Source organism: Dactylosporangium sp. NPDC051484 (assembly GCF_040689395.1).
Taxonomy (GTDB): domain Bacteria; phylum Actinomycetota; class Actinomycetes; order Mycobacteriales; family Micromonosporaceae; genus Dactylosporangium.
On record NZ_JBFAZX010000033.1, the window covers coordinates 15,528 to 37,310 of the forward strand.

Below are 21,783 nucleotides of genomic sequence, written 5' to 3' on the forward strand. Positions count from 1 at the left end.
GCGCCACGCCGGACACGCTCGCCAATGTGGTGCGGGCCGCGTTCCCGCAGGACGGTATCCGCGTCGACACCCGAACACCCGCCTGTACACCAACCCGCCCCGGTAGACGCCGCCGGCCACGCGTCAGGTCCGCGGATGGGACGCCATGTAGGCGCGCCAGCCGCCGTATGCGGTGATGTCGGGGGCGTCCTCGACGGCCACGGCCTCACACAGGAAGCCGGTGACGGTCGAGCCGTCCTCGAGCCGCACCTGGCCCAGCACCATGGGGGTGGGCAGCGCGGCCAGGAACGGGCCGACCGCGGCCTGCGGCAGTTCCCACAGCTCGCCTTCGATGGCGCCGCCGCCGTCGGTGACGCGGACCAGTCCCGGTTTCGGTGGTGCGGTGGCCAGGGCGTGCAGCCGGTACTGCGGTGCGGTGCGGACCGGGCGGAGCAGGCGGCCACCCGCCCCGGTGAGCTGATGGTTGAGCGGCTGTCCGCTCAGGTGCGCGCCGACCACCATCACCGGCAGTCCTCGGCCGCCCCTGCCCGCCGGGGCTTCGCCGGTCAGCAGTGCGGCGATGTCGCCGGCGACCGCGTCGGCGAAGCCGCGCGCGACGACCTGGACGCCGAAGTTGGTGCCGCCGGCCTCGCCGGCCGGCACGGCGACGGCGCTGAGGCCGAAGAGGTTGCAGAAGTTGGTGTAGGTGCCGAGAGCGGCGTTGACACCGATCGGGTCGGCGTCGACCTCGGCGATCGTCGGGTGGATCGGGGCGGTCGGCAGCAGCAGCGCGTCCGCGTCGCCCCAGGCGGTCATGGCCTCGCGGCGCAGGTGCGCCAGCCGTTCGGTGTCGGCGACGAGCACGTGTGCGGGGATGTCGCGGGCGGCGCCGATGATCGCCCGGACGGTCGGGTCGACCTCGTCGGGGTGCCCGTCGATGAAGGCGCCGACGGCGGCGTACCGTTCGGCGACGAACCCGCCGTTGTAGAGCAGTTTCGCCGCGGCGAGGAACGGTGCCAGCCGGATCGGGCGCAGCCGGGCGCCGCGGGTCTGCAGGGTCGTCGCGGCCCGCTCGAACGCGTCGAGCCACGCCGGTGCCATGCCGGTCAGCTCGCCGCGGTCCGGCACCGCGACGATCGGGTGCGGCGGCGCGGCCAGCGGTGCGTCCGCCGGGAACACCGGATCGCTCATGATGGCCATGGCCTCGGTGCCTTCGGTGACGGTGCGGGCGAAGACGGTGACGCAGTCGAAGCTGCGGCAGGCCGGCACCACCCCGGCGGTGGGGACGAGCCCCGGTGTCGGCTTGACGCCGACGATGCCCTGGAACGCGGCGGGCACCCGGCCCGAGCCGGCGGTGTCGGTGCCGAGGGCCAGGTCGGCGATGCCGAGCGCGACGGTCACGGCGGAGCCGGAGCTGGACCCGCCGGCGACCCGGGCGGGGTCGCGGGCGTGACGGACCGCGCCGTACGGGCTGCGCGTGCCGACGAGGCCGGTGGCGAACTGGTCCAGGTTGGTCTTGCCGAGGATCAGCGCGCCGGCGTCGACGAGGCGCTGCACGGCCGGGGCGCTGCGTCCGGGCCGGTAGGCGTACGCCGGGCAGGCCGCCGTGGTGGGCAGGCCCGCGACGTCGATGTTGTCCTTGACCGCGAGCAGCCGCCCGGCCAGCGGCAGGTGTTCTCCGGCGGCGAGGCGGGCTTGCACGGCGGCGGCGTCGGCGAGCACGTCACGCTCCGGGCGCAGCGTGATCCACGCTTCGGGTCGTTCGCCGAGGGCGAGCCGGGCGTAGGCGGCACGGACGCGGTCGGTCGGGGTCATGCCAGCACCACCAAAGGGCTGCCCGGTGCCACCTGGGTGCCGGGAGTGACGAGGATGTCGATGACCGTACCGTCGCGTGGTGCGGTGACGACGCTCTCCAGTTTCATCGCCTCGAGGGCCAGCAGCGGCTGCCCGGCGGTCACGCGGTCGCCGGGGCGGACGTCGACCCGCCACACGCTGGCGACGAACGGGGCCTCCACCAGTGCGCCGCCGTCCGGCACGGACACTGTTGCGGCGGCGGGCGGCGCCTGCGGTTCGGGGCGGGGGTCGAACTCGCCGGCCGCGGCCCAGGCTTCGCGTTCGGCGCCGAACGCGGCGGCCTGCTTCGCCCGGAAGGCGGCGATGGAGGCGGCGTTTTCGACCAGGAAGGCTTCGTGTTCGGCGAGGCGGAAGGTGCCGTCGTCGATGCGCAGCCGGTGCCGCCCGGCGGCGACGTCGGCGCGCAGGTCGAGCAGTTCCTCGGCGCCGACCGGGTACCACTGGATGCGGTCGAAGTGGCGCAGCAGCCACGGGTCACCGGTTTCGCGCTGCCAGCGGGACCAGACCTGCACGGTACGGCCGACGAACTGGTAGCCGCCGGGGCCTTCCATGCCGTAGATGCACAGGTAGGCACCGCCGATGCCGACGGCGTTCTCCGGGGTCCAGGTCCGGGCCGGGTTGTACTTGGTCGTGACGAGCCGGTGCCGCGGGTCGAGCGGGGTCGCGACCGGTGCGCCGAGGTAGACGTCGCCGAGGCCGAGGACCAGGTAGCTGGCGTCGTAGACGGTGCGGTAGACGTCGTCGACCGACGCCAGGCCGTTGACCCGGCGGATGAACTCGATGTTCCACGGGCACCACGGGGCGTCGTCGCGGACACCGTTGATGTAGCGGGCGATGGCCTCCCGGGTGGCCGGGTCGTCCCAGGACAGCGGCAGGTACACGGTCCGGCTGGGCACGACCAGGTCGCGGGTGGCGGGCAGGTCGGCCTGCAGCGCGCGGACCAGTCCGAGCAGCTTGCGCACCGGCAGCCGGGCCGGGTCGACGTGGACCTGCAGCGAGCGGATGCCCGGGGTGAGGTCGACGACGCCGCCCAGGCCCTCGGCGCGCAGCCGGTCCATCAGGGCGTGGGCGCGCATCCGCAGGCCGAGGTCGAGGGTCATCGGGCCGTACTCGATGAGCAGGTTGTCGTCGCCGCAGCGCCGGTAGGTGACATCCTCGTCGCGGGCCAGGATGCCGTCGTCAGCCGGCCGCGGCAGCGGTGTGAAGTCGAGGTCGCAGACGGGCACGAACCGCACGGTGTCGCCGGGGGCGAGCTGGCCGAGCTTCCACCGGTCGGCGGTGATGACGGTGGCCGGGCAGACGAACCCGCCGAGGCTGGGCCCGTCCGGGCCGAGCAGGATCGGTACGTCGCCGGTGAAGTCGACGGCGCCGACCGAGTACGGGGTGTCGTGGATGTTCGACGGGTGCAGCCCGGCCTCGCCGCCGTCGGTGCGCGCCCACCGCGGCTTCGGGCCGATCAGCCGGACGCCGGTGCGGGCGGAGTTGAAGTGCACCTGCCACTGCGCGGCGTAGAACGCGTCGATGTCCTCGCGGGTGAAGAACTCGGGGGCCGCGTGCGGCCCTTCGGTCGCTCTGAGCCGCCAGTCACAGCCGATCACCGGTCGCTGCGCCACCGGTACGGCAGCGGCGGCTGCTCCGGTCGGTGCTGCCGTGCGCAGCACGTCGCCCAGGCGTAGGGTTCGGCCGCCGTGCCCGCCGAACTGCCCGAGGGTGAACGTCGCCGCACTGCCCAGGTACGTCGGGACGTCGAGCCCGCCGGCGAAGAGCACGTAGGTGCGCAGGCCTCCGCCGATCGCCCGGCCCACGTCGAGGACCGAGCCGGCGGGCACCCGGACCGGCTCCCAGCGGGGCACCGGGACGCCGTCGACGGTGACGGGCATCGCGGCGCCGGTGATGCAGACGGTGGTGTCGGCGGTGCACCGTAGCGCCGGTCCGTCGACGGTGCACTCCAGGCCGGGTGCGCCTTCGGGGTTGCCGAGCGCCTTGTTGCCGAGCCGGAACGAAAGGTCGTCCATCGGCCCGGACGGTGGCACACCGACCTCCCACAGCCCGGTGCGGCCCGGCCAGTCCTGCACGGCCGTCAGCGTGCCGGCCCGTTCCACGACGATGCGCGGCTCCATGTCGTGCACGCCGGTGAGGGTCGCCGTCGCGTGCCGGGCGGCGAGCACGTCGCCGTGGCCGGTCGCCGCCCGCAACAGGCCGAGGTTGGTTTCGATGCCGTCGACGCGGGTGGCGCGCAGGGCAGTGCTCAGGTTGGCGAACGCCTCGTCGCGGGTCGCTCCGGTCGCGATGACCTTCGCGAGCATCGGGTCGTACGCCGTGCTCACCTCGGTACCGGCCTCGACCCAGCCGTCGACCCGCACGCCGGCCGGGAACTCGACATTGGTGATGAGGCCGGCGCTGGGCCGGTGGTCCTGGGTGGGGTCCTCGGCGTAGACCCGGGCCTCGACGGCGGCGCCGGCCCCGCCCTGGCGGGGGGTGTCCAGGACGGTGTCGTCGCCCTGGGCCAGGCGCAGCATCCACTCGACCAGGTCGACGCCGAGGACCTCCTCGGTGACCGGGTGCTCGACCTGGAGGCGGGCGTTGACCTCGAGGAAGGACGCCTGTTCGCGTTCGGCGTCGTAGACGAACTCGACGGTACCCGCCGACCGGTAGCTCACCGACGCGCACAGGGCCGCCGCCGAGGTGTGCAGCCGTTCACGCACGGCGTCGGACAGTCCGGGCGCGGGCGCCTCCTCGATCACCTTCTGGTTGCGGCGTTGCAGGCTGCAGTCGCGGTCGCCGAGCGCGACGACGCGGCCGTGGCCGTCGCCGAAGACCTGGACCTCGACGTGGCGGGCCCGCCGGACGAAGCGTTCCAGGAAGACGCCGCCGCTGCCGAAACTGGCGACGGCGAGGCGCTCCACCCGGTCGTAGGCGGCGGTGAGCTCGGCTGGTGTGTGGCATGCCTGCATGCCGATGCCGCCACCGCCGCCGGTCGCCTTGACCATCACCGGGTAGCCGATCCGGCCGGCGGCGGCGAGAGCCTCGTCGAGGCCGGACAGCAGACCGGTGCCCTCGATCATCGGTACGCCCGCCGCGTGGGCCAGCTCACGCGCGGTGTGCTTGGCGCCGAACGCGGTGAGCTGGGCGGGTGTCGGCCCGACGAAGGCGAGCCCGGCCGCTTCCACGGCGGCGGCGAAGGCGGCGTCCTCGGAGAGGAATCCGTAACCGGGGTGCACGGCACCGGCGCCGGTGGACAGCGCCGCGTCGAGAACGCGGTCCACCAGCAGGTAGCTCTGCCGGGCCGGGGCCGGCCCAAGCCGTACGGCCTGGTCGGCCAGGCGGACGTGCGGGGCGCCGCGGTCCGGGTCGGAGAAGACCGCGACCGTCTTGAGGCCGAGCCTGGCGGCGGTGCGGATGACGCGGCAGGCGATCTCGCCGCGGTTGGCGACCAGCAGGGTGTCGAACACGCGGCTACTCCCCTGTGACAATCATGCGGACCGGCGTCGGGTCGAAGCCGTTGCACGGGTTGTTGATCTGCGGGCAGTTCGATATCAGGACCAGCACGTCCATCTCGGCTCGCAGCGCGACCCGCAGGCCGGGGGCGGAGATGCCGTCGACGATGCCGAGGCTGCCGTCCGGGTCGACCGGCACGTTCATGTACCAGTTGATGTTGCTGACCAGGTCCCGTTTGCCCAGGCCCCACCGGGCACCTTCGATGAGGAAGTTCTCCACGCAGGCGTGCTGGTGCTTGGTGTGCTGCCCGTAGCGCAGGGTGTTCGACTCGCGGCTGCAGGCGCCGCCGACGGTGTCGTGCCGGCCCACCTCATCGCCGACGACGCGCATCAGCGCCCGGCCTTCGCTGGAGTGCAGCACGCTGCCGGTGGTCAGGAAGATGCCGCCCTGCGCGGCGATCGTGTCCGGCGCCGAATAGCGTTCGCTGGTGTCCTCGGCGTTGTAGAGCAGACAGTCGACGGCCTGGTTGCCGTACAGGTCCACGATGGTCAGGACCTGGCCGCGGCGCACGATCGCCGACCAGGGCGCGCGGGCGGCGACGGTCTCGTCGAGCACGATCCGGCCGGCGACCAGCGCCGGTGTCGCGGTGGCGGTCATGCGATCCCCCGGGCGGTGAGGTAGTCCGCGGTGTTGAGCAGCGCGCGCTCGCCTTCCGGTGTCCGCGACCACAGGGCGTCGGTCGGCGCGGTGGGCAGGCCGGGCCGGGCCTCGATGCGTACGGGTGTGCAGGTGTACGCCTCGCGCGGATCGAGCGGGTGCGGCACGTTGGCCAGCAGCACGATCAGCGGCATCTCCGCGCGCAGCTGCACGATCGCCCCGGCCCCGGCCGACCCGAGCCAGGTGCACGCGCCGTCGTCGCCGACGCGGATCCCCTGGAAGAACGAGATGCACGGCGGCAGGTCCCGGCGGGTCAGGCCGTGTTTGGCGGCGGCCAGGGTGAACAGCTCCCGCCCGGCCGGTGTCGGGCCGTGCGGCGAGCCGTCGCCGTACCGGTCGGTGTTGCTGGTGAGTGTGGAGGTACCGCAGAAGGTGTCCGAGCGGTCCTGGGCGCCTGCCGTCACCGCGGCGAGGACGCGCCCCTGGTCGGAGAGCAGCAGGTGGCCCTCGCCGATGTACGCCTGCCACAGGACTTTGACGGTGTCGGCGACGTTGAGGCGCTCCCACGGCTCGTCGGCGTTGAACAGCAGCACCGACACGCAGGCGTCGCCGTACAGGTCGGTCAGGCGCAGTGTGGTGCCGCGGGCCAGCCGTTTGCCGGCGTAGCCGCCACCCGGGACGGTCTCGGCCCAGCTGAGGCCGTCACCGGCCGGGATGGTGGGCATGCACTCCACCACCGTGCCGCCCTGGGCGCGGGCGTGTTCACGCGCGCCGGCGGTGGTGGCGGTGCTCACGCGGTCTCCCCCGCGGCGACAGGCGCGGTCACGGGCGCGGCGAAGTCCAGCCGCGGGTGCAGGGCCGCGACCCGGGTGCGATGGCGCAGGTAGGCCACGGCTCCGGCGAGCAGGGTGGCGCCGACGAACAGCAGCGAGAAGTAGTGCAGGTACCAGTGGGTGCCGGCCGGGTCGTAGACCTCCTGCCGGGGCCAGCCCAGGTTGAGGATCATGCCGATGCCGTAGAGCACGGCCACGGCGTTGACGACGGTGCCGAACCGGCCGAGGGAGAACAGTTTGCCGCCGCGTTCGGTGGCGGCGACGCCCTCGCTGTGCGGCCAGCCTCGGCGACGCCGGATCAGCAACGGGACCGTGACCAGGGCGTAGGCGATGTAGAGCAGGACGATGCAGACGCTGGTCAGGGCGGTGAACAGGGCGGCCTGGCCGATGTTGACCAGCAGGACCGCGGCCGCGCCGACACCGACGACGATCGCCGGCAGCGCCGGCGTACCGGTGCGCGGGTTGACCTTGCTGAGCGCGCCGGAGAACGGCAGGACACCGTCGCGCGCCATCGAGAAGATCATCCGGCTGCCGGCAGTCTGGATCGCCAGGGTGCAGACCGCGACGGCGATCGCCACGTCGACCAGCAGGATCCGGCCGCCGGTCTGGCCGAGACGGCTCGTCAGCACGTACGGCAGGCCTTCGGTGGCCAGCCGGCCATCGGTCAGGCTCGGCGCGGCCATCAGCGCGACCAGCAGCATGAGGCCGCCGCCGATACCGGAGGCGGCCAGCGCCCGCAGGATCGTCCGCGGCGCGACGTGCCGCGGGTCGCGAGTCTCCTCGCTGAGCTCGCCGGCGCTATCGAAACCGACCACCACGTACGCGGCCATCAACGCCGACACCAGGAACGGGCCGACGTAGGACAGGCCGCTGCCCAGACCGCCGGTGTCGAAGACCACGCCCGGTCCCCGCTCGACGTTGAACAGCAACAGGATCACGACGGCCGCGACACCGATGATCTCGAGGGTCACACCGGTGCTGTTGACGATCGCCATGAGCCGCACGCCGCTGACGTTCACCAACGTGGTCAACGCGATCAGGATGGAGCCGAGGACGACGGCGTTGGTGGCACCGCTGGTGGAGGTGAGCGCGGGATCGCCGCCGACGAGCTGGAAGCCGGACCAGATCTGCGGAAGCACCACCTGCAGGGCGATCGCGGCGGCGGCGACCGTGACGATCTGCGCGACGATCATGACCCAGCCGGCGAACCAGCCGATCGTGGCGTTCGACAACCGCCGCGACCACTGGTAGATGCAGCCGGAGAGCGGGTAGCGGGCGGCGAGCTCGGCGAAGTTGAGCGCCACCATGAACTGGCCGGCGAAGACCAGTGGCCAGGTCCAGAAGAAGGCCGGGCCGCCGAACGAGAACCCGAAGGCGAAGAGCTGGAAGACCGTCGTGAGGATCGACACGAAGGAGAAGCCGGCGGCGAACGACGCGTAACTGCCGATGCTCCGGCGCAGTTTGGGCTCGTAGCCGAAACCACGCAGGTCCACGGCATCAGCTCGGTCGCCCGCCGGCGGTGTCGCCAGGGTGGGGGTAGTGGACAAGACCGCCTCCTCGATGCAGGCGGCGGCGGGTGCTGGCCGACCCGCCGCCGAATACCTGTCGGGTGACAGATTTGCCGGTGTGAGATCGACGGTCGTTTCCCGGCCGTAAACCTTCGATTGCCGGATGTGTCGGCGCGGTTACGTCGCAGCCGGATCGACCGGGGCATCGACCGCGTGCGACGATGCTGGCGTGAGCTCCGCGCCTTCAGTCGGTCGTCCCCGCTCCGGAGCTCGGCGCCTGCCTGTGGGTACGGCGCGGGAAGAGATCCTCGACGCCGCGGCCGAGCTGTTCGCCGAACGGGGATACGCCGCCACGTCGACCCGCATGATCGCCGAGATGGTCGGGGTGCGGCAGGCGTCGCTGTACTACCATTTCAGCACCAAGGAGCAGATCCTCGCCGAACTGCTCGAGTCCACCGTCGGCCCGTCCCTGGCCTACGCCGAGCGACTGGCCCAGGAGGCGCTGAGCCCCGCCGACGCCCTGCAGGCGCTCGTCCGGTACGACGTCGGGGTCCTGCTCGGCGCGCGCTGGAATGTCGGCATCCTCTACGCCCTGCCCGAGATCGCGACCGAACCGTTCACCCGCTTCCGCGCCGACCGCGAGCAGCTCAGGGCCGCCTACCGCCGCCTGGTCGCCGCCGTCGCCGGCGCCTCTTCGCCGGACGCTGACGTGACCGGCGACCTGGTCTTCGGCATGGTGGAGAGCGTCATCGGCATGCGCCGCGACCTGCCGGCACTGCCACCGCCGGACCGGCTCCAACAGACGGTGGCCGCGGCGGCGTTACGCCTCGCCATCGCCCCGTGAGCCGGGCCGGATCGACGCAACGGGCGTGAACCTTCGGCGGGGTTGTGGCCGTCGGTTACGATGCGGGGCTCTGCTGGCGAACAGGAGATCGTCGATGGGCGTTGTCGCCGGGCCACGTGCGCGAATGCCGCTGGTGATTGCGGTGATCGTCGGTCTGATAGGCGTCGTGGTGACGTACGTGGTGCTCCGTCGCGACCCCGGGGAGGCGGGCGCCGGCAAGCGATCCGGCTGTGAACCCATCGAGGTCAGTTCGTCGACCGAGAAGGCCGACCTGATGATCGAGTTGGCCCGCCGGTACAACGCCTCCGACAGGCTGTACGGCGGCAAACGGTGCGCGTCGGTGACCGTGCACCGGCTCACGTCCGGCGCGGCGGCGGAGGCGCTTAGCTCCGGCTGGGATGAACAGCGCGACGGTGGGCCGGCACCGCAGGTGTGGACGCCCACCGCATCGTTGTGGCTCCAGCTGGCCCGCCACCGGGAGACCACCGGCGGCAAGCAGGTGGTGCCGGCGGCCGGCACGCAGATGCCGTCGATCGCGCAGAGCCCGCTGGTCATCTCGATGCCGAAGCCGATGGCCGAGGCGTTCGGCTGGCCGAATCGCGGGTTCGGGTGGAGTGACGTGCTGGCGCTGGCGTCCGATCCGCAGGGGTGGGGCCGGTACGGCCATCCCGAGTGGGGCCGCTTCTCTTTCGGCAAGGACAACCCGCACCGGTCCACGTCCGGCCTGGCCGCGACGGTGGCCACGTACTACGCGGCGACCGGCCTGTCCCGCGAACTGACGGCGGCCGATCTCACCCAGCCCAATGTGATCAACTTCGTTCGCGGGGTCGAGGCCGGCGTCCTGCACTACACCGACGACGCGGTGAAGTTCCTCGCCAACCTGGCCGAAGCCGACGCCAAGGGCGCCGCGATGTCGTACGTGAGCGCCGTCGTGCATCAGGAGCAGCTCACCTACCTCTACAACAAGGGCAACACCACCGGCGACCCGAAGGTGAAAGGCACGGCACCCACGGTGCCGCTCGTGCCGATGGTGCCGCGGGACGGCACGCTGATGCTCGACCACCCGTACGTGGTGCTGCCTTCGGCCAGTGACGCACAACGGGAAGCGGCCGCGGATTTCCTCGCGTTCCTGCAGCAACCAGCCCAGCAGGCCGAGTTCGCGGCGATGGGCTTCCGCGACCACCAGGGCAACGCCGGCACCGAATTGGCGAAGACCCTGCGGATCCCGGCCGGGCAGAAGCTCAGCCTGATCCAGTCACCCGTCGGAGAGGTCCTGGACAAGATCCTCGCCGGCTGGGACGACCTGCGGAAGAAGGCGAGAGTGCTGCTCGTCCTCGACGTCTCGGGCTCGATGAAGGAGAAGGCGGCCGGTGACGTCAGCAAGCTGGAAGCCGCGAAGAACGCGGCAATCGCGAGCCTCGACCTGCTGCATCCCGACGACGAGGTGGCACTGTGGACGTTCTCGGGGCAGCGACCGAACGGTGCGCAGCCCTACACCGAGCGGCTGCCGATGTCGCGCATCCGTGACGCGAAGCAGCAACTCACCGGCATCATCCGGGCGCTGAGCGCCGATGGCGGCACGGCCTTGTACCACACGACCCGGGCCGCCGACCGGTACATGCGGGAACGGCTGGACGCCGACCGCATCAACGCGGTCGTGCTGCTCACCGATGGGTACAACGAGTATTCGGCCGACAACGACCAGGCGAAACTGCTCCGCGACCTGGACGGGTCACGCCTGGAGAACTCGGTTCGCATCTTCGGTATCGCCTTCGGTGAGGAGGCCGACCTGGACACGCTCGAACAGATCGCGAAGGTGTCGCGGGCAGCCGCCTACGACGCGCACGACCCGGCCAGCGTCGACAAGGTGTTCAGCTCGGTGTTGAGTAATTTCTAGCGGGCAACGGCCGGCAACCGCGTCTTCAGCGGTCGAACACGATACCGAGGGCCACCCGCACCGTGTGCACGATCACGGTGACCACGGCTCCCGCAGTCAGCACGGCCGCCGCGCTCGCATCGGCGAGGCCGCCCATCATGCCGCTCAGGGCACCGAGCAGCACGGCCGCTGCCACACTCCACGGATCGGTGAGGTGGCGGCGGATCGACCGCCCCCGCCCCGGTTCGACGGCCTCGTCGACGCGCGGCTCGTGGCCTGCCGTCGTCGTCGAGGCCGGCGATGGCTGCATGACTCGCTGCGGCGAGCCCTGCGCAACGGTCTCCTCCGACTCGGCACCGGCGGGCAGCCTCATCGTGACACCGGTCGGCGTGCGTTCCTCGCACGCGTCGAGCAGGATCAGTGAACCCTCCGCCACCACGAGCTCGGGCTGCTCCAGAACCGTCGGCGGCATCCCGAACGCGCGGTGCAGCAGCGTCGCAACGAGTGGGACGCGGCTCGACCCGCCGACGAGGAAGATGCCGCCGACGTCTGACAGCCCGATGCCCGCGCTGCGCACCGCGGCTCGGGTGACCGCGACCGTCCGCGCGATGACCGGTTCGGCGAGCTGCTCGAACTCGTCCCGGCTCACCGGAACGGTGTCGTCCAGGACCGGCAGGTGCACCAGCGTCTGCGAACGCCGGCTCAACGACTCCTTGGCCAGCCGAACGTCCTCCCACAGCTGCCACCGGGCCCGACGGTCGGCGGCGGTGGCCGGTCGCCGCAACCGGTCCCAGGCGTCCGGGGCCCGCTGCGCGATCAGCCGGCCCAGGTGCTCCACCAACGCGGCGTCCAGGTCCAGGCCGCCCACCTCGGGCAGCCCTTCACTGGCCAGTACCGTCAGCGCTCCGGCGGGACCGCGCCGAACCACACCGGCGTCGAACGTGCCAGCCCCGAAGTCGTACACCACCGCGCACTGACCCTCGCCGACCCGGCCGGCCTGGCCGAGGAAGTAGGCGGCGGCAGCGATCGGCTCCGACACGAGTATCGGGCTCGGCAGGCCGGCACGGACGGCCGCAGCGGTCAACCGGCTCAACCGCGACGCGCCCCAGGTCTCCGGATGCGTGACCACGACACGATCCGGGAGCTGGCCGACGACCTGCCGCGCCTGCGACGCCACACGTCCCAGCACGGCGGCGACCAGGTCGACCACGTCGGTCTCGTGGCCGCCGAGCAGGACGATCCCGTCTGCCATCCTTCGCTTCGGGTTGGGCTCGTACCGATCCGGATGCACCCGCGCCGACCGCACGGCTTCGCCACCGGACAACACGTCGCCGGGGCCTTCCAGGAGTACCGCCGACGGCAGCAGCGGTGACCCATCGAAGAGCAGGGAACGTGCTTCACCGTCGCCGCGACGCACCATGGCCACGGTGTTGAAGGTGCCGAAGTCAATCCCGAGCAGCACGCCGTGAGCCATCGTTGCAGAGTACGCGGCCCCGCATTTCCGTCCCGCCTTGATCGGTGCGTCATGGTGACTCTTCGGCGGTCCCGCGATCCGCGCGCCCTCTCGAAGACGTCGCCCTCATGCTCATCGCGCGCCGCACAACAAGGTTGGCCACGCAGAGAAGCCCTGTACACCAGGAACTTCCCTGCGTGGCCTACCCGACTATTCGCGACTAAGGTCGCTGAACATGCGAGTTGTGGTCAACGCTCTTTCTACTGTCTCGGCTGTGCCGTTGGCGCGTCAGATGGGCTTGGCCTTGGAGAGGTCCCAGCCGCTGGCGGCAGACAGCCAGACCTGCTGGGGGATGGCGAAGCGGCCACCGGCCTGGCCGGACCAGACCCACCCGCACGACCGTCCAGGACGCCGCACGCAACGACAAGGCCATGCTCACCTACGCACGCTCACTGACCGACGCCGGCGCCGAGGTCCGCACCGCACCGGTACTACCCCCACGCATGCTCATCGCGGACCGCGCCACGGCAATCGTGCCGATCGACCCGGCCGACACCAGAGCCGGCGCACTGGTCCTGACCGGCCGCGGCGTCGTCGCCGCACTGATAGCACTCTTCGAACAGGTCTGGACCACAGCCGTACCACTGGGATCCAGCAAATCCCGCGAACGGCAAGGAGTCACACATGAGCAGGGGCCCGTCCCTCGCCACCGCGGATCCCGAACCGTCGGATTGACCGGTCCGCAGGCCCCATCAGGTGGTCCGGCCGCCGGCCGGGGGCGGTGGCTCGACACCCGATCCCCCGGCCGCGCCGTGCGCATGGACGAGATGGTTCAGGCTTCCAGGCGATGACCGATGCGGTCGAGGGTCTCGCTGCCCCAGTACGTGCTGAGCTGCTTCGCCAGGCCGCTAGACGCCCGCACGGTGGTGACGAGGTCGACGAGCAGGTCATCGCTGGCCGCCCACAGGTAACACTGGCCGGTCGGGCCCCACGCGTCCTTCTCCAGCAGGACCCGCTGGTCGTCGGCGCTTCCGGCGAACCGGTACCGCTGGCCGTTGCTGTCCGCGGGCCGCTCCTCCAACCGCGTGCCGAGACCCGCCCAGGCGGCCGGGTCGAAGCTCGCAACCGGCGCCCGGAGCGCCTGGACGCTGGACATCGCCCGGTGGTCCCAGATCCGGGTGTACACCAGATCCGAGAACGAAGCCGTGAGCATCGTCCACTCGTCGGTGGGCTCCAGGTCGTCGAACGAGATCATCACGGGCGGGTCGTCGCTGCCGTCGAGCATGACCGCCCAGTAGCAGACTCCCTGATTTTCGATCATGAACGGCAGTAGCTGACGCTCGGCGACCGGATCCCAGTCGCGTTCCTGGTCGGGCTCGCCGTCGGGCCAGTAGGGCTCCGGCCGGCCCAGCTCGTGGGCCGCGTACACGCGGTCCTCGTTGCTGAACCTGCTCAGCGTCTCCTGTCCGGCGGCGAGTGAGTACCACTCCCGCACCGACGCGGGTAACGGGAAGCCGCGCGCAGTGGCGAACCGGTCGACTGCCGCAACGGCGTCGGGTGAAGTCTCCGCGGTTCGCCCGGCCAGGGCCAGCGAACGCGCGTGATACTGCGGCTGGGACAGCATATGTGCGAATCTCCTGAATGCCTTGTGTATGTTGATGTACTGCGATGTTGAATCGCGCGGTGCATCGTACAGAGACGGTTCAAGGCAGGCCGGGCCCAAACAACGGCGCGGGGCGTTGATCGAGACGCTCCCGGCGTAGGGGCACCGGCCCAGCGCCACCGCCTGGCCGGTGCGGCCGGACACATACGCCAGGAGGGCATGAGCGGTGCGGATCCCTTGACACTTTCCCGCACGGGCCATAGCGTGCCGTCAAACTAACAGGGAACTTAACAGTTTCGCTGGAGGATGCCGTGCACCGTTCCCCACGCAACCTGCTGCTCACCTCCGCCGTGGCCATCGCGACCGCCGCCACCGGCGCCGCCTTGCTGCTGACAGCCTCCCCTGCCAGTGCCGCGGTGAGCCTTTCCGACGTCGTACCCGCACCGGTGTCGGCGCAGCCCGCGGCCGGCGTGACCTACACCCTGCCGTCGGACGCCGCGATCCAGACCGCGGCCGGCGCCACCGACGTCGGCAACTACCTCGCCGGCATCCTCCGCCCGTCGACCGGCTTCGCGCTGCCGGTCTCCGCCACGACCGGCACACCGACGAGCGGCATCGCACTGCTGCTGTCCGGCGCCGACCCGAGCGTGGGCGCCGAGGGCTACCAGCTCGACGTGACCGCCGGCGCCGTCACGCTCCGCGCGCAGACCGCGTCCGGGCTGTTCCACGGGGTGCAGACGCTGCGGCAGCTGCTGCCGGCGACGATCGAGGCACGGACCGTCCAGAGTGGACCGTGGACGGTCACCGGCGGCCGGATCGTCGACTACCCGCGGTACGGGTACCGCGGCGCGATGCTCGACGTGTCGCGGCACTTCTTCGCCCCCGACGTGGTGAAGCGGTACATCGACGAGATCGCGCAGTACAAGATCAATACCTTGCACCTCCACCTCTCCGACGACCAGGGCTGGCGCATCGTCGTCGACGCGTGGCCACGGCTGGCGACCGTCGGCGGCAGCACCCAGGTCGGCGGCGGCGCGGGCGGCTACTACACCAAGGCGCAGTACTCCGACATCGTCGCGTACGCGGCGTCCCGGCAGATCACGATCGTGCCTGAGATCGACATGCCCGGACACACCAACGCGGCGCTCGCCTCCTACGCCGAGCTCAACTGCAACAACACGGCCCCCGCGCTGTACACCGGCACCAACGTCGGGTTCAGCTCGTTCTGCGTGAGCAAGGAGGTCACCTACACCTTCGTGCAGCAGGTGCTCAACGAGCTCGCCGCCATCACCCCTGGGCCGTATCTGCACATCGGCGGCGACGAGGCGTCGAGCACGCCGGCGGCGGACTACCGCACCTTCATCAACCGCATCCAGCCCTACGTCGGCAACGCGGGCAAGACCGTGATGGGCTGGCACCAGATCGGGCAGACCGACCACACCGCGAACCGGGTCGCGCAGTACTGGGGCACCGGCACCTCCGACGCGGACCTCAGCGCAGCGGTGAGCAAGGGCGACAAGGTCCTGCTGTCGCCGGCGAACAAGACGTACATCGACATGAAGTACACCAACTCGACCCCGCTCGGCCAGACGTGGGCCGGCCTGATCGAGGTGCAGACCGCATACAACTGGGACCCGGGCGCCTACCTCTCCGGCGTGCCGGCCAGCGCGATCATCGGCGTCGAGGCTCCACTGTGGACCGAGACGATCACCAAGCTGGCCGACATCGAGTACATGGCGTTCCCGCGGCTGCCCGCCATCGCCGAGCTGGCGTGGTCGCCGCAGTCGGCACGCAACTGGGACACGTTCAAGGTGCGGCTCGGCGCGCAGGGTCCACGGTGGACGGTGCAGGGGATCAACTACTACAGCTCGCCGCAGGTCCCGTGGGGCACGCAGCAGACGACGCGCAGCGCGTACACCCAGATCGAGGCCGAGAGCTACAACGCCCAGACCGGCACGCAGGTGGAGACCACCACCGACACCGGCGGCGGCCAGGACGTCGGCTTCATCTCGCCCGGTGACACGCTCGCCTACGACCTCGACTTCGGCGCGGCGTCGCCGGCCTCGGTCACGACCCGGCTGGCCTCCGGCGCGTCCAGCGGCACCATCCAGTACCGCCTGGACTCCACCACCGGCCCGATCATCGCCAGCGTCCCCGTCACCTCCACCGGCGGCTGGCAGACCTGGACCAGCACCACCACCAACCTGACCGGCGCGGCCACCGGCGTGCACCGGCTGTACCTCACCTTCACCGGCACCGCGGGCGCCGACTTCGTCAACCTCAACTGGCTACGGTTCAACGCCGGCGGCGGCGGACTGCCCAACGCGTACAGCGTGCGGCAGGCGGAGAGCTTCAGCAGCCAGTCCGGCACCCAGACCGAGACCACCACCGACATCGGCGGCGGCCAGAACGTCGGCTTCATCACGCCCGGCGACTGGCTCGGCTACACCAACGTGGACTTCGGCACCCCGACCGCGGCGTCGGTGACCACGCGACTGGCCTCCGGCGCGTCCAGCGGCACCATCCAGTACCGCCTGGACTCCACCACCGGCCCGATCATCGCTAGCGTCCCCGTCACCTCCACCGGCGGCTGGCAGGCCTGGACCAGCACCACCACCAACCTGTCCGGCTCGGCCACCGGCGTCCACACCGTGTACCTCACCTTCACCGGCACGGCAGGCGCCGACTTCGTCAACCTCAACTGGTTCCAGTTCAACCGGTAACACCTGTTCCACGCTGTGCGGCCAGGCCTGCGGGCGACCAGGATTTCGCGCTGGATGGCCTGGTCCACACAGTGGCGGAAGGCGTCACAGGGTGCGTCATCGAACACCTCGAGGCCGGCGGCGGCGAGCACGCCGCCGGCCTCCTCGCACCACGCCACGAACGTGTTCCACGCGACCTCCGGCCGCCAGCGGCCGGATCGTGGGTGACCATGACCATCCCCACGAGTACGAACATGCCGCCTGAGCTCGCCGCCGAGGGCCTTGCCATTGGGCGGTGACCTTTCCGGCATCTTGTGGTCATCACCAGATGGGGCTCGTATGCTCCGGCTTCGTGACTCAAACGCGGAAAGCGCCGGTTTCGCTGTACCACCACTTCGACCGCTCGGAGTGGGCCGCGCTGCGCGGGGAGAGTCCGATGGCGCTGGGCGCGCAGGACCTTCCGCGCCTGCGCGGCCTGGGCGACGCGCTGTCGCTCGACGAGATCGAGCAGATCTATCTGCCGCTGTGCCGCCTGGTGAGCCTTCACATCGAGCAGGTGCGCAACACGCGGCGGGTGGCGGCGGAGTTCCTCGACCGGCCGTTCACGGACGTGCCGTACATCATCGGCATCGTCGGCAGCGTGGCGGTCGGCAAGAGCACCCTCGCCCGCGTGCTGCAGGCGCTGCTGGCCGAACTGCCCGGCCGCCCGGGCGTCGACCTGGTGACCACCGACGGCTTCCTGCTACCGAACGCGGAGCTGGAGCGGCGCCGCCTCATCAACCGCAAGGGCTTCCCGGCCAGCTACGACCGGCGCAGGCTCGTGCGGTTCCTCTCCGACGTGCGGGCGCGGCGGCCGGAGCTGAGTGTTCCGGTGTACTCCCACCTGGTCTACGACATCGTGCCCGGTCGCTCGCAGTTGGTGGACCGGCCGGACATCCTGATCGTCGAAGGGCTCAACCTGCTGCAGAACACGGCCCGGGCCGGAAGCGACGTCCTCGCCTCGGACTTCCTGGACTTCAGCATCTACCTGGACGCCAACGAGCCGCACATCCGGCAGTGGTACACCGAACGCTTCCTCACCCTGCGCCGCACCGCGTTCCAGGACCCGGTCTCCTACTTCCACCGCTACTCGGCGCTCACGGACGCCGAGGCGGTCGCCACGGCCGGCCGCATCTGGGACGAGATTAACCAGCCGAACCTGGTGCAGAACATCCGGCCGACCCGGGAGCGGGCCCGGCTGGTCCTGCACAAGGGGCCGGACCATCTGGTCGACAGCGTGCGCCTGCGCCGCATCTGATGGTCACGGGCTCGCCGTCCTATCCGTCGATGGGCAAGCCCATGTCAGGACGCCGAGCCCGCGCCGGCCAGGGCGTGCAACTCGTCGGGGTGGTTTGGTAGCCCGTTGCGGTCGAGGACCTCGAACAGGTTGACGTTGAACATCCACACGTTCGCACTCTTGGCGATGGCGCGGATGACGGTGCGCTGCGGGTCGGTGAGGGGGTCGCCCTCCTGGTACGCCGCGGTGGGAAAGACGATGTCCAGCAGCGCGTTGGCGACGGACACGGCATCAACGGCGTTGACCTGGTCGAGGACCGCGCACAGTCCGGTCAGCTGTTCGCCGGCCTGGTCGGCCGGGAGCAGGGCGAGGGCGGTGGCGACGTCGGTCAACGGTTCTCCGCCGAGGAACAGGCTGCCGTAGCCGGTCGGCACGAGGTCGCCGCGCAGCGCGTCAACGAGCACCCGCACGCCGTCGGCGGCGGGAGTGTGGTGCTGGCGGACCCAGGTCAGCGCGGCGCAGAACCGCAGCAGCGGGTCGTCGCCGCTGAGGTGCTGTTGGAGGGCCTGCCGGGTCTGTGGGTCGGTGTCGTGCAGCGCCAGGCCGAGCAGGATCGCCGCCCGGATCTTGCGCTTCGGTTCGGTCGCGAGCCGGTCCCGTAACGCATCCGCGGCGGCCGCGCCCGGTGCGGCGGCGAGCAGCGTGACCGCGCGGCGCCGGAACCTGGCCCGCCGGTGGGCGGCGAGCCTCGTCCAGGTCGGTACCGCGTCGGCGAGGCTGGTGAGCACCTCGTGGTAGGCGCTTTCCGCACCGTGCTCGGCGAGGTGCTCGGCCGGGTTTGTCGCATCGCCGGGAAGGCTGGCGTGGACGAGTTTGAGGCGGTGTACGGCGGCGGGTGAGCCGTCCCGGGTGGCAATACCCACCAGCAGGTCCAGCAGCCGCTTCCGGTCGTCGTCGGTGGCCACCCGGTCGACCAGCGCGGTCATGTACCGGAAAGCGGGGCCCGTGGCCTCGGCGAGCGTGTGCTGGTGCCACAGCAGGTTCGACAGCACGGCCAGGGCCATGGAGAAGGCGTGCGGGTCCGCCACGGTCAGTCCCTTGAGCAGGAACGGCAGGTGGCTCCCGCTGCCGTAGAACGTGTCGAGGTCGTCCCACGCCACCGCGTCCGCGCCGGCGAGTTCGGCCGGTGTCGGCGCCGCGTGCCAGGTGCGCAGGGCATGGGCGACACGGCCGAGGTTGGCGTTGTTCGCCAACCGGTCGAGGCCCTCGAACGACACGGAGCCGAGGTCGGTGCCTTCGGGGTCGAACAGCCGCCACTGCCCTACCGGCCCACCGCCGGTGCCGGGCTCCACCGGCCCCTCGGCGATGACCGCGCCGGTGGCGTCCAGAGCCCGCCACCAATCGACCGATTCACCGTCGACGGTGGCGTCGCTCGGAGTGACCTCGGCGGTGCGGGTTCCCGACTCGTCGAACCAGTTCGCGACCACGAGCGCCTCGTCCCGCGTGGTCCGCTCCATGCAGGCGACACCGTTGTCGTGGAACCGCCGGAACGTCTCAGTGCCGTCGGTGGCCCACTCCCGCTCATGGTCGAGGCGGTGACGGTGGTCCCATGAGCGTTTCAGCTTCGTGCCGTCCGACCCGCGACGCTCCAATCTGAGCAGTCCGCCACTGCTGAAGTAGCTGCGCCGTTCGGCCCGTCGTCCGTCGACGAAGTCGGCCTCGACGTAGCTGCCCAGACCGGCGGCCAGGCACAGCTCGACCGAGGCGGCGTCACCGTCCCGGGCCGCCTCGACGAGCGGCTTGTCCCCCCAGCGTCCGACCTCGTGGCCGGCACGGTTGTAGACAATCATGTGCGGCGTCCCGTCGGCGTTCCAGTGCCGGGCCGCCCCGTGCAGCTCGCCGTCGCGCCGCCGCACCACCGCCCAGAGCCCGTTCGGGTAGAGGTTGGCGATCTCCGGCACCCCGGCCGGTCGGGGCGGCATCGGTTCACCGGCAATCGTCAGCTCACCGCCGTCCCCCGCGTAGCAGCGGGTCCGTACCAACACGCCGTCCCCGTCGTAGTCGTTGCGAATCCTCCGGATCGCCGTCGCGCACCCGTCGAACGAGAACGGATCGCGGCTCGGGTTGTCCGTGCGATACCCGAGCGCGAACACCACCACGTCATCGGCGTACTCGCAGGACACCGACAGCGAACCGTCGTCGTGGAACCGCCGGTACGCCCCGCGACGCTTGCCGGCACGCCACTCGCTCTCCTCCAGCAACGACCCGTCCGGCCGCCACGCCCGCCATGTGCCGGACCGTTCGCCACCATCCCGCGACCCGGTCACCCATGCCGGCCATCGCGGACCCGACGGGTACACCTCCCACCCCTCGACGAACTGCGCCTCCACCGGCACACCATCAGGCCGATCCACGCCACAACCTCATTTCCCGTGGTCCGCGCTCACCGTGCTGATCAGTATGTGAGGGTCGCGGTGACGGCGGACGCCGCCGCGGCTCGTTCGGCGACCCAGGATCGGCGCCAGCACCGGGTATTCGCTTGCCGCCGGCATGGTTCGCGAGGATCATCCCTCGGCCCAGGGGTCGGATCCGCGTATCTCCATGTCGGTGACGAGGTCGGCGGCGAAACGGTACACGTGCTCGACCCGCTCGTCGGCGATGACGGCGCCCTGCATGGTCCGTACGACCTGACGCACCGTCACGGCCACGCGGCCGTCGGGCTCCGTGGCGAACGCCAACGGCAGTACCACCGGGTCGATCTCGGCCCACTGCCGGGTCCAGTAGTCGCGGACCTGCTCGTGGCCGTGGACCCGGCCGCCCTCCCAGCCGTTCGGCCACGACACGCTCGGCGCCAGCGCGGCGAGCACCGCTGGAATGTCGCGGCGGTTGAAGGCTGCGTACATCGCGGCAAGGCGGTCGCTGCGCTCGACCGGCTCTCCAGGCTCCATGTTCAAAGTCTCGCTACACCGGTCACTCGCGCCAACCCCCGTTCGCGGCCAGCGCAACGGTATGGAGCCTCGGAACTACGAGCGCGCCAGCTTCCGCAACAGCCGCTCTGCGGGGCCGCCCGCAGCACATGCCCGAACCGGCCCGCGCAGGTCGCCGCGCTTGGCGCTCGCCGAAGTCGTCGGCCCGACCCGCCACCGGCCTAATTAGACGATCCGGTGCCCGTATTCGGCGGCGAGCGGGGACAGGTCCGGCTCGCCGTACTCGGCGACCATGGCCTTGAACACCGCGGCCTTGTCCTCGCCGAAGCGGGTCACAGCCACGGTGTACGCCGCGGCCGACACGAAACACGGCGGCGTCGACTTGCTGTGGAACTTGTCGGCGTACATGACGAGTCGCTCCTCCGCGGTCTCGGCCACGTAGTCCCCCAGCGGCAGCGGCAGGTCCTGCCGCCGCACGTCGTCGCGGGTGAGACCGACGCCGGTGTGGTGCGAGCAGAATCGGGCGAGCCGCTCGGGGAAACCCAGTTCGGCGAGGACCTCGTAGCCGAGCAGCCCGTGCCGGATGTACGCGTCCGCGGGGGCCAGACGGTACACGCCGATGTCGTGCAGCAGGCACCCGGCGCGCACAAGAGCCGCGTCGACGCCGGGCGCCACGACCTGCTCAGCTATTCGGGCGACGATCTCGCAATGGACGTACACGAGGTCAAACACGGCCGGAGTCGGGGCGAGCCGCTCGTGCAGCGCCCGGATCTCATCGTCACCAGGGATCCTCATGAAGAAGATCCTGTCGCACGGCCGAACGCGGCCAGGTC

Annotated in this window: 14 protein-coding genes; 4 read left to right on the forward strand and 10 right to left on the reverse strand. The window is 71.1% G+C overall.

Annotation, left to right across the window (positions count from 1 at the left end; genetic code table 11):
* Positions 1 to 123: 123 nt before the first annotated feature.
* The 5 genes from atzF to AB0367_RS33220 are packed head-to-tail and all read right to left on the reverse strand — an operon-like array spanning position 124 to position 8,308.
* A complete protein-coding gene (gene atzF, locus AB0367_RS33200; RefSeq protein WP_366230442.1) occupies positions 124 to 1,794 on the reverse strand; it encodes an allophanate hydrolase in 1,671 nt (556 codons plus the stop codon).
* Positions 1,791 to 5,285, reverse strand: coding sequence for a 5-oxoprolinase/urea amidolyase family protein (locus tag AB0367_RS33205; RefSeq protein WP_366230443.1), 3,495 nt, complete (start codon positions 5,283 to 5,285; stop codon positions 1,791 to 1,793). The genes atzF and AB0367_RS33205 overlap by 4 nt, the downstream gene beginning before the upstream one ends.
* A 4-nt stretch (positions 5,286 to 5,289) precedes the next feature.
* Positions 5,290 to 5,928 (reverse strand): urea amidolyase associated protein UAAP2, encoded by a 639-nt coding sequence (locus AB0367_RS33210; protein WP_366230444.1) that lies wholly within the window; start codon positions 5,926 to 5,928, stop codon positions 5,290 to 5,292.
* Positions 5,925 to 6,722: an urea amidolyase associated protein UAAP1 gene (locus AB0367_RS33215; RefSeq protein WP_366230445.1), complete on the reverse strand. Its 798-nt coding sequence runs from the start codon at positions 6,720 to 6,722 to the stop codon at positions 5,925 to 5,927. Before AB0367_RS33215 ends, AB0367_RS33210 begins: the two co-directional genes overlap by 4 nt.
* Positions 6,719 to 8,308 (reverse strand): amino acid permease, encoded by a 1,590-nt coding sequence (locus tag AB0367_RS33220; RefSeq protein ID WP_366230446.1) that lies wholly within the window; start codon positions 8,306 to 8,308, stop codon positions 6,719 to 6,721. Before AB0367_RS33220 ends, AB0367_RS33215 begins: the two co-directional genes overlap by 4 nt.
* A 244-nt stretch (positions 8,309 to 8,552) precedes the next feature.
* Here AB0367_RS33220 and AB0367_RS33225 point away from each other — a divergent pair, with 244 nt between their 5' ends.
* Complete coding sequence (locus AB0367_RS33225; RefSeq protein ID WP_366230447.1) at positions 8,553 to 9,113, forward strand: helix-turn-helix domain-containing protein; 561 nt, start codon at positions 8,553 to 8,555, stop codon at positions 9,111 to 9,113.
* A 142-nt stretch (positions 9,114 to 9,255) separates the two neighbouring features.
* A complete protein-coding gene (locus tag AB0367_RS33230; protein WP_366230448.1) occupies positions 9,256 to 11,010 on the forward strand; it encodes an extracellular solute-binding protein in 1,755 nt (584 codons plus the stop codon).
* 25 nt (positions 11,011 to 11,035) lie between these two features.
* Here the strand turns inward: AB0367_RS33230 and AB0367_RS33235 are convergent, their stop codons facing one another.
* Positions 11,036 to 12,463, reverse strand: coding sequence for an Hsp70 family protein (locus tag AB0367_RS33235; protein ID WP_366230449.1), 1,428 nt, complete (start codon positions 12,461 to 12,463; stop codon positions 11,036 to 11,038).
* An 811-nt stretch (positions 12,464 to 13,274) separates the two neighbouring features.
* Complete coding sequence (locus AB0367_RS33240) at positions 13,275 to 14,066, reverse strand: SMI1/KNR4 family protein (protein WP_366230450.1); 792 nt, start codon at positions 14,064 to 14,066, stop codon at positions 13,275 to 13,277.
* 290 nt (positions 14,067 to 14,356) lie between these two features.
* On the opposite strand from AB0367_RS33240, the gene AB0367_RS33245 reads away from it, so the two are divergent.
* On the forward strand, positions 14,357 to 16,768 hold the full coding sequence (locus tag AB0367_RS33245) for a family 20 glycosylhydrolase (protein ID WP_366230451.1): 2,412 nt from the start codon (positions 14,357 to 14,359) through the stop codon (positions 16,766 to 16,768).
* A gap of 331 nt (positions 16,769 to 17,099) precedes the next feature.
* Positions 17,100 to 18,044: a type I pantothenate kinase gene (gene coaA, locus AB0367_RS33250; RefSeq protein WP_366230452.1), complete on the forward strand. Its 945-nt coding sequence runs from the start codon at positions 17,100 to 17,102 to the stop codon at positions 18,042 to 18,044.
* Positions 18,045 to 18,088: 44 nt separating this feature from the next.
* Here the strand turns inward: coaA and AB0367_RS33255 are convergent, their stop codons facing one another.
* From AB0367_RS33255 to AB0367_RS33265, 3 genes are all read right to left on the reverse strand, one after another.
* On the reverse strand, positions 18,089 to 20,437 hold the full coding sequence (locus AB0367_RS33255; RefSeq protein WP_366230453.1) for a hypothetical protein: 2,349 nt from the start codon (positions 20,435 to 20,437) through the stop codon (positions 18,089 to 18,091).
* 150 nt (positions 20,438 to 20,587) lie between these two features.
* Positions 20,588 to 20,971 carry a nuclear transport factor 2 family protein gene (locus tag AB0367_RS33260; RefSeq protein WP_366230454.1) on the reverse strand — a complete coding sequence of 128 codons (384 nt, stop codon included), beginning with the start codon at positions 20,969 to 20,971 and terminating at the stop codon, positions 20,588 to 20,590.
* Positions 20,972 to 21,175: 204 nt separating this feature from the next.
* A complete protein-coding gene (locus tag AB0367_RS33265; protein ID WP_366230455.1) occupies positions 21,176 to 21,745 on the reverse strand; it encodes an HDIG domain-containing metalloprotein in 570 nt (189 codons plus the stop codon).
* Between the last annotated feature and the right edge of the window lie 38 nt (positions 21,746 to 21,783).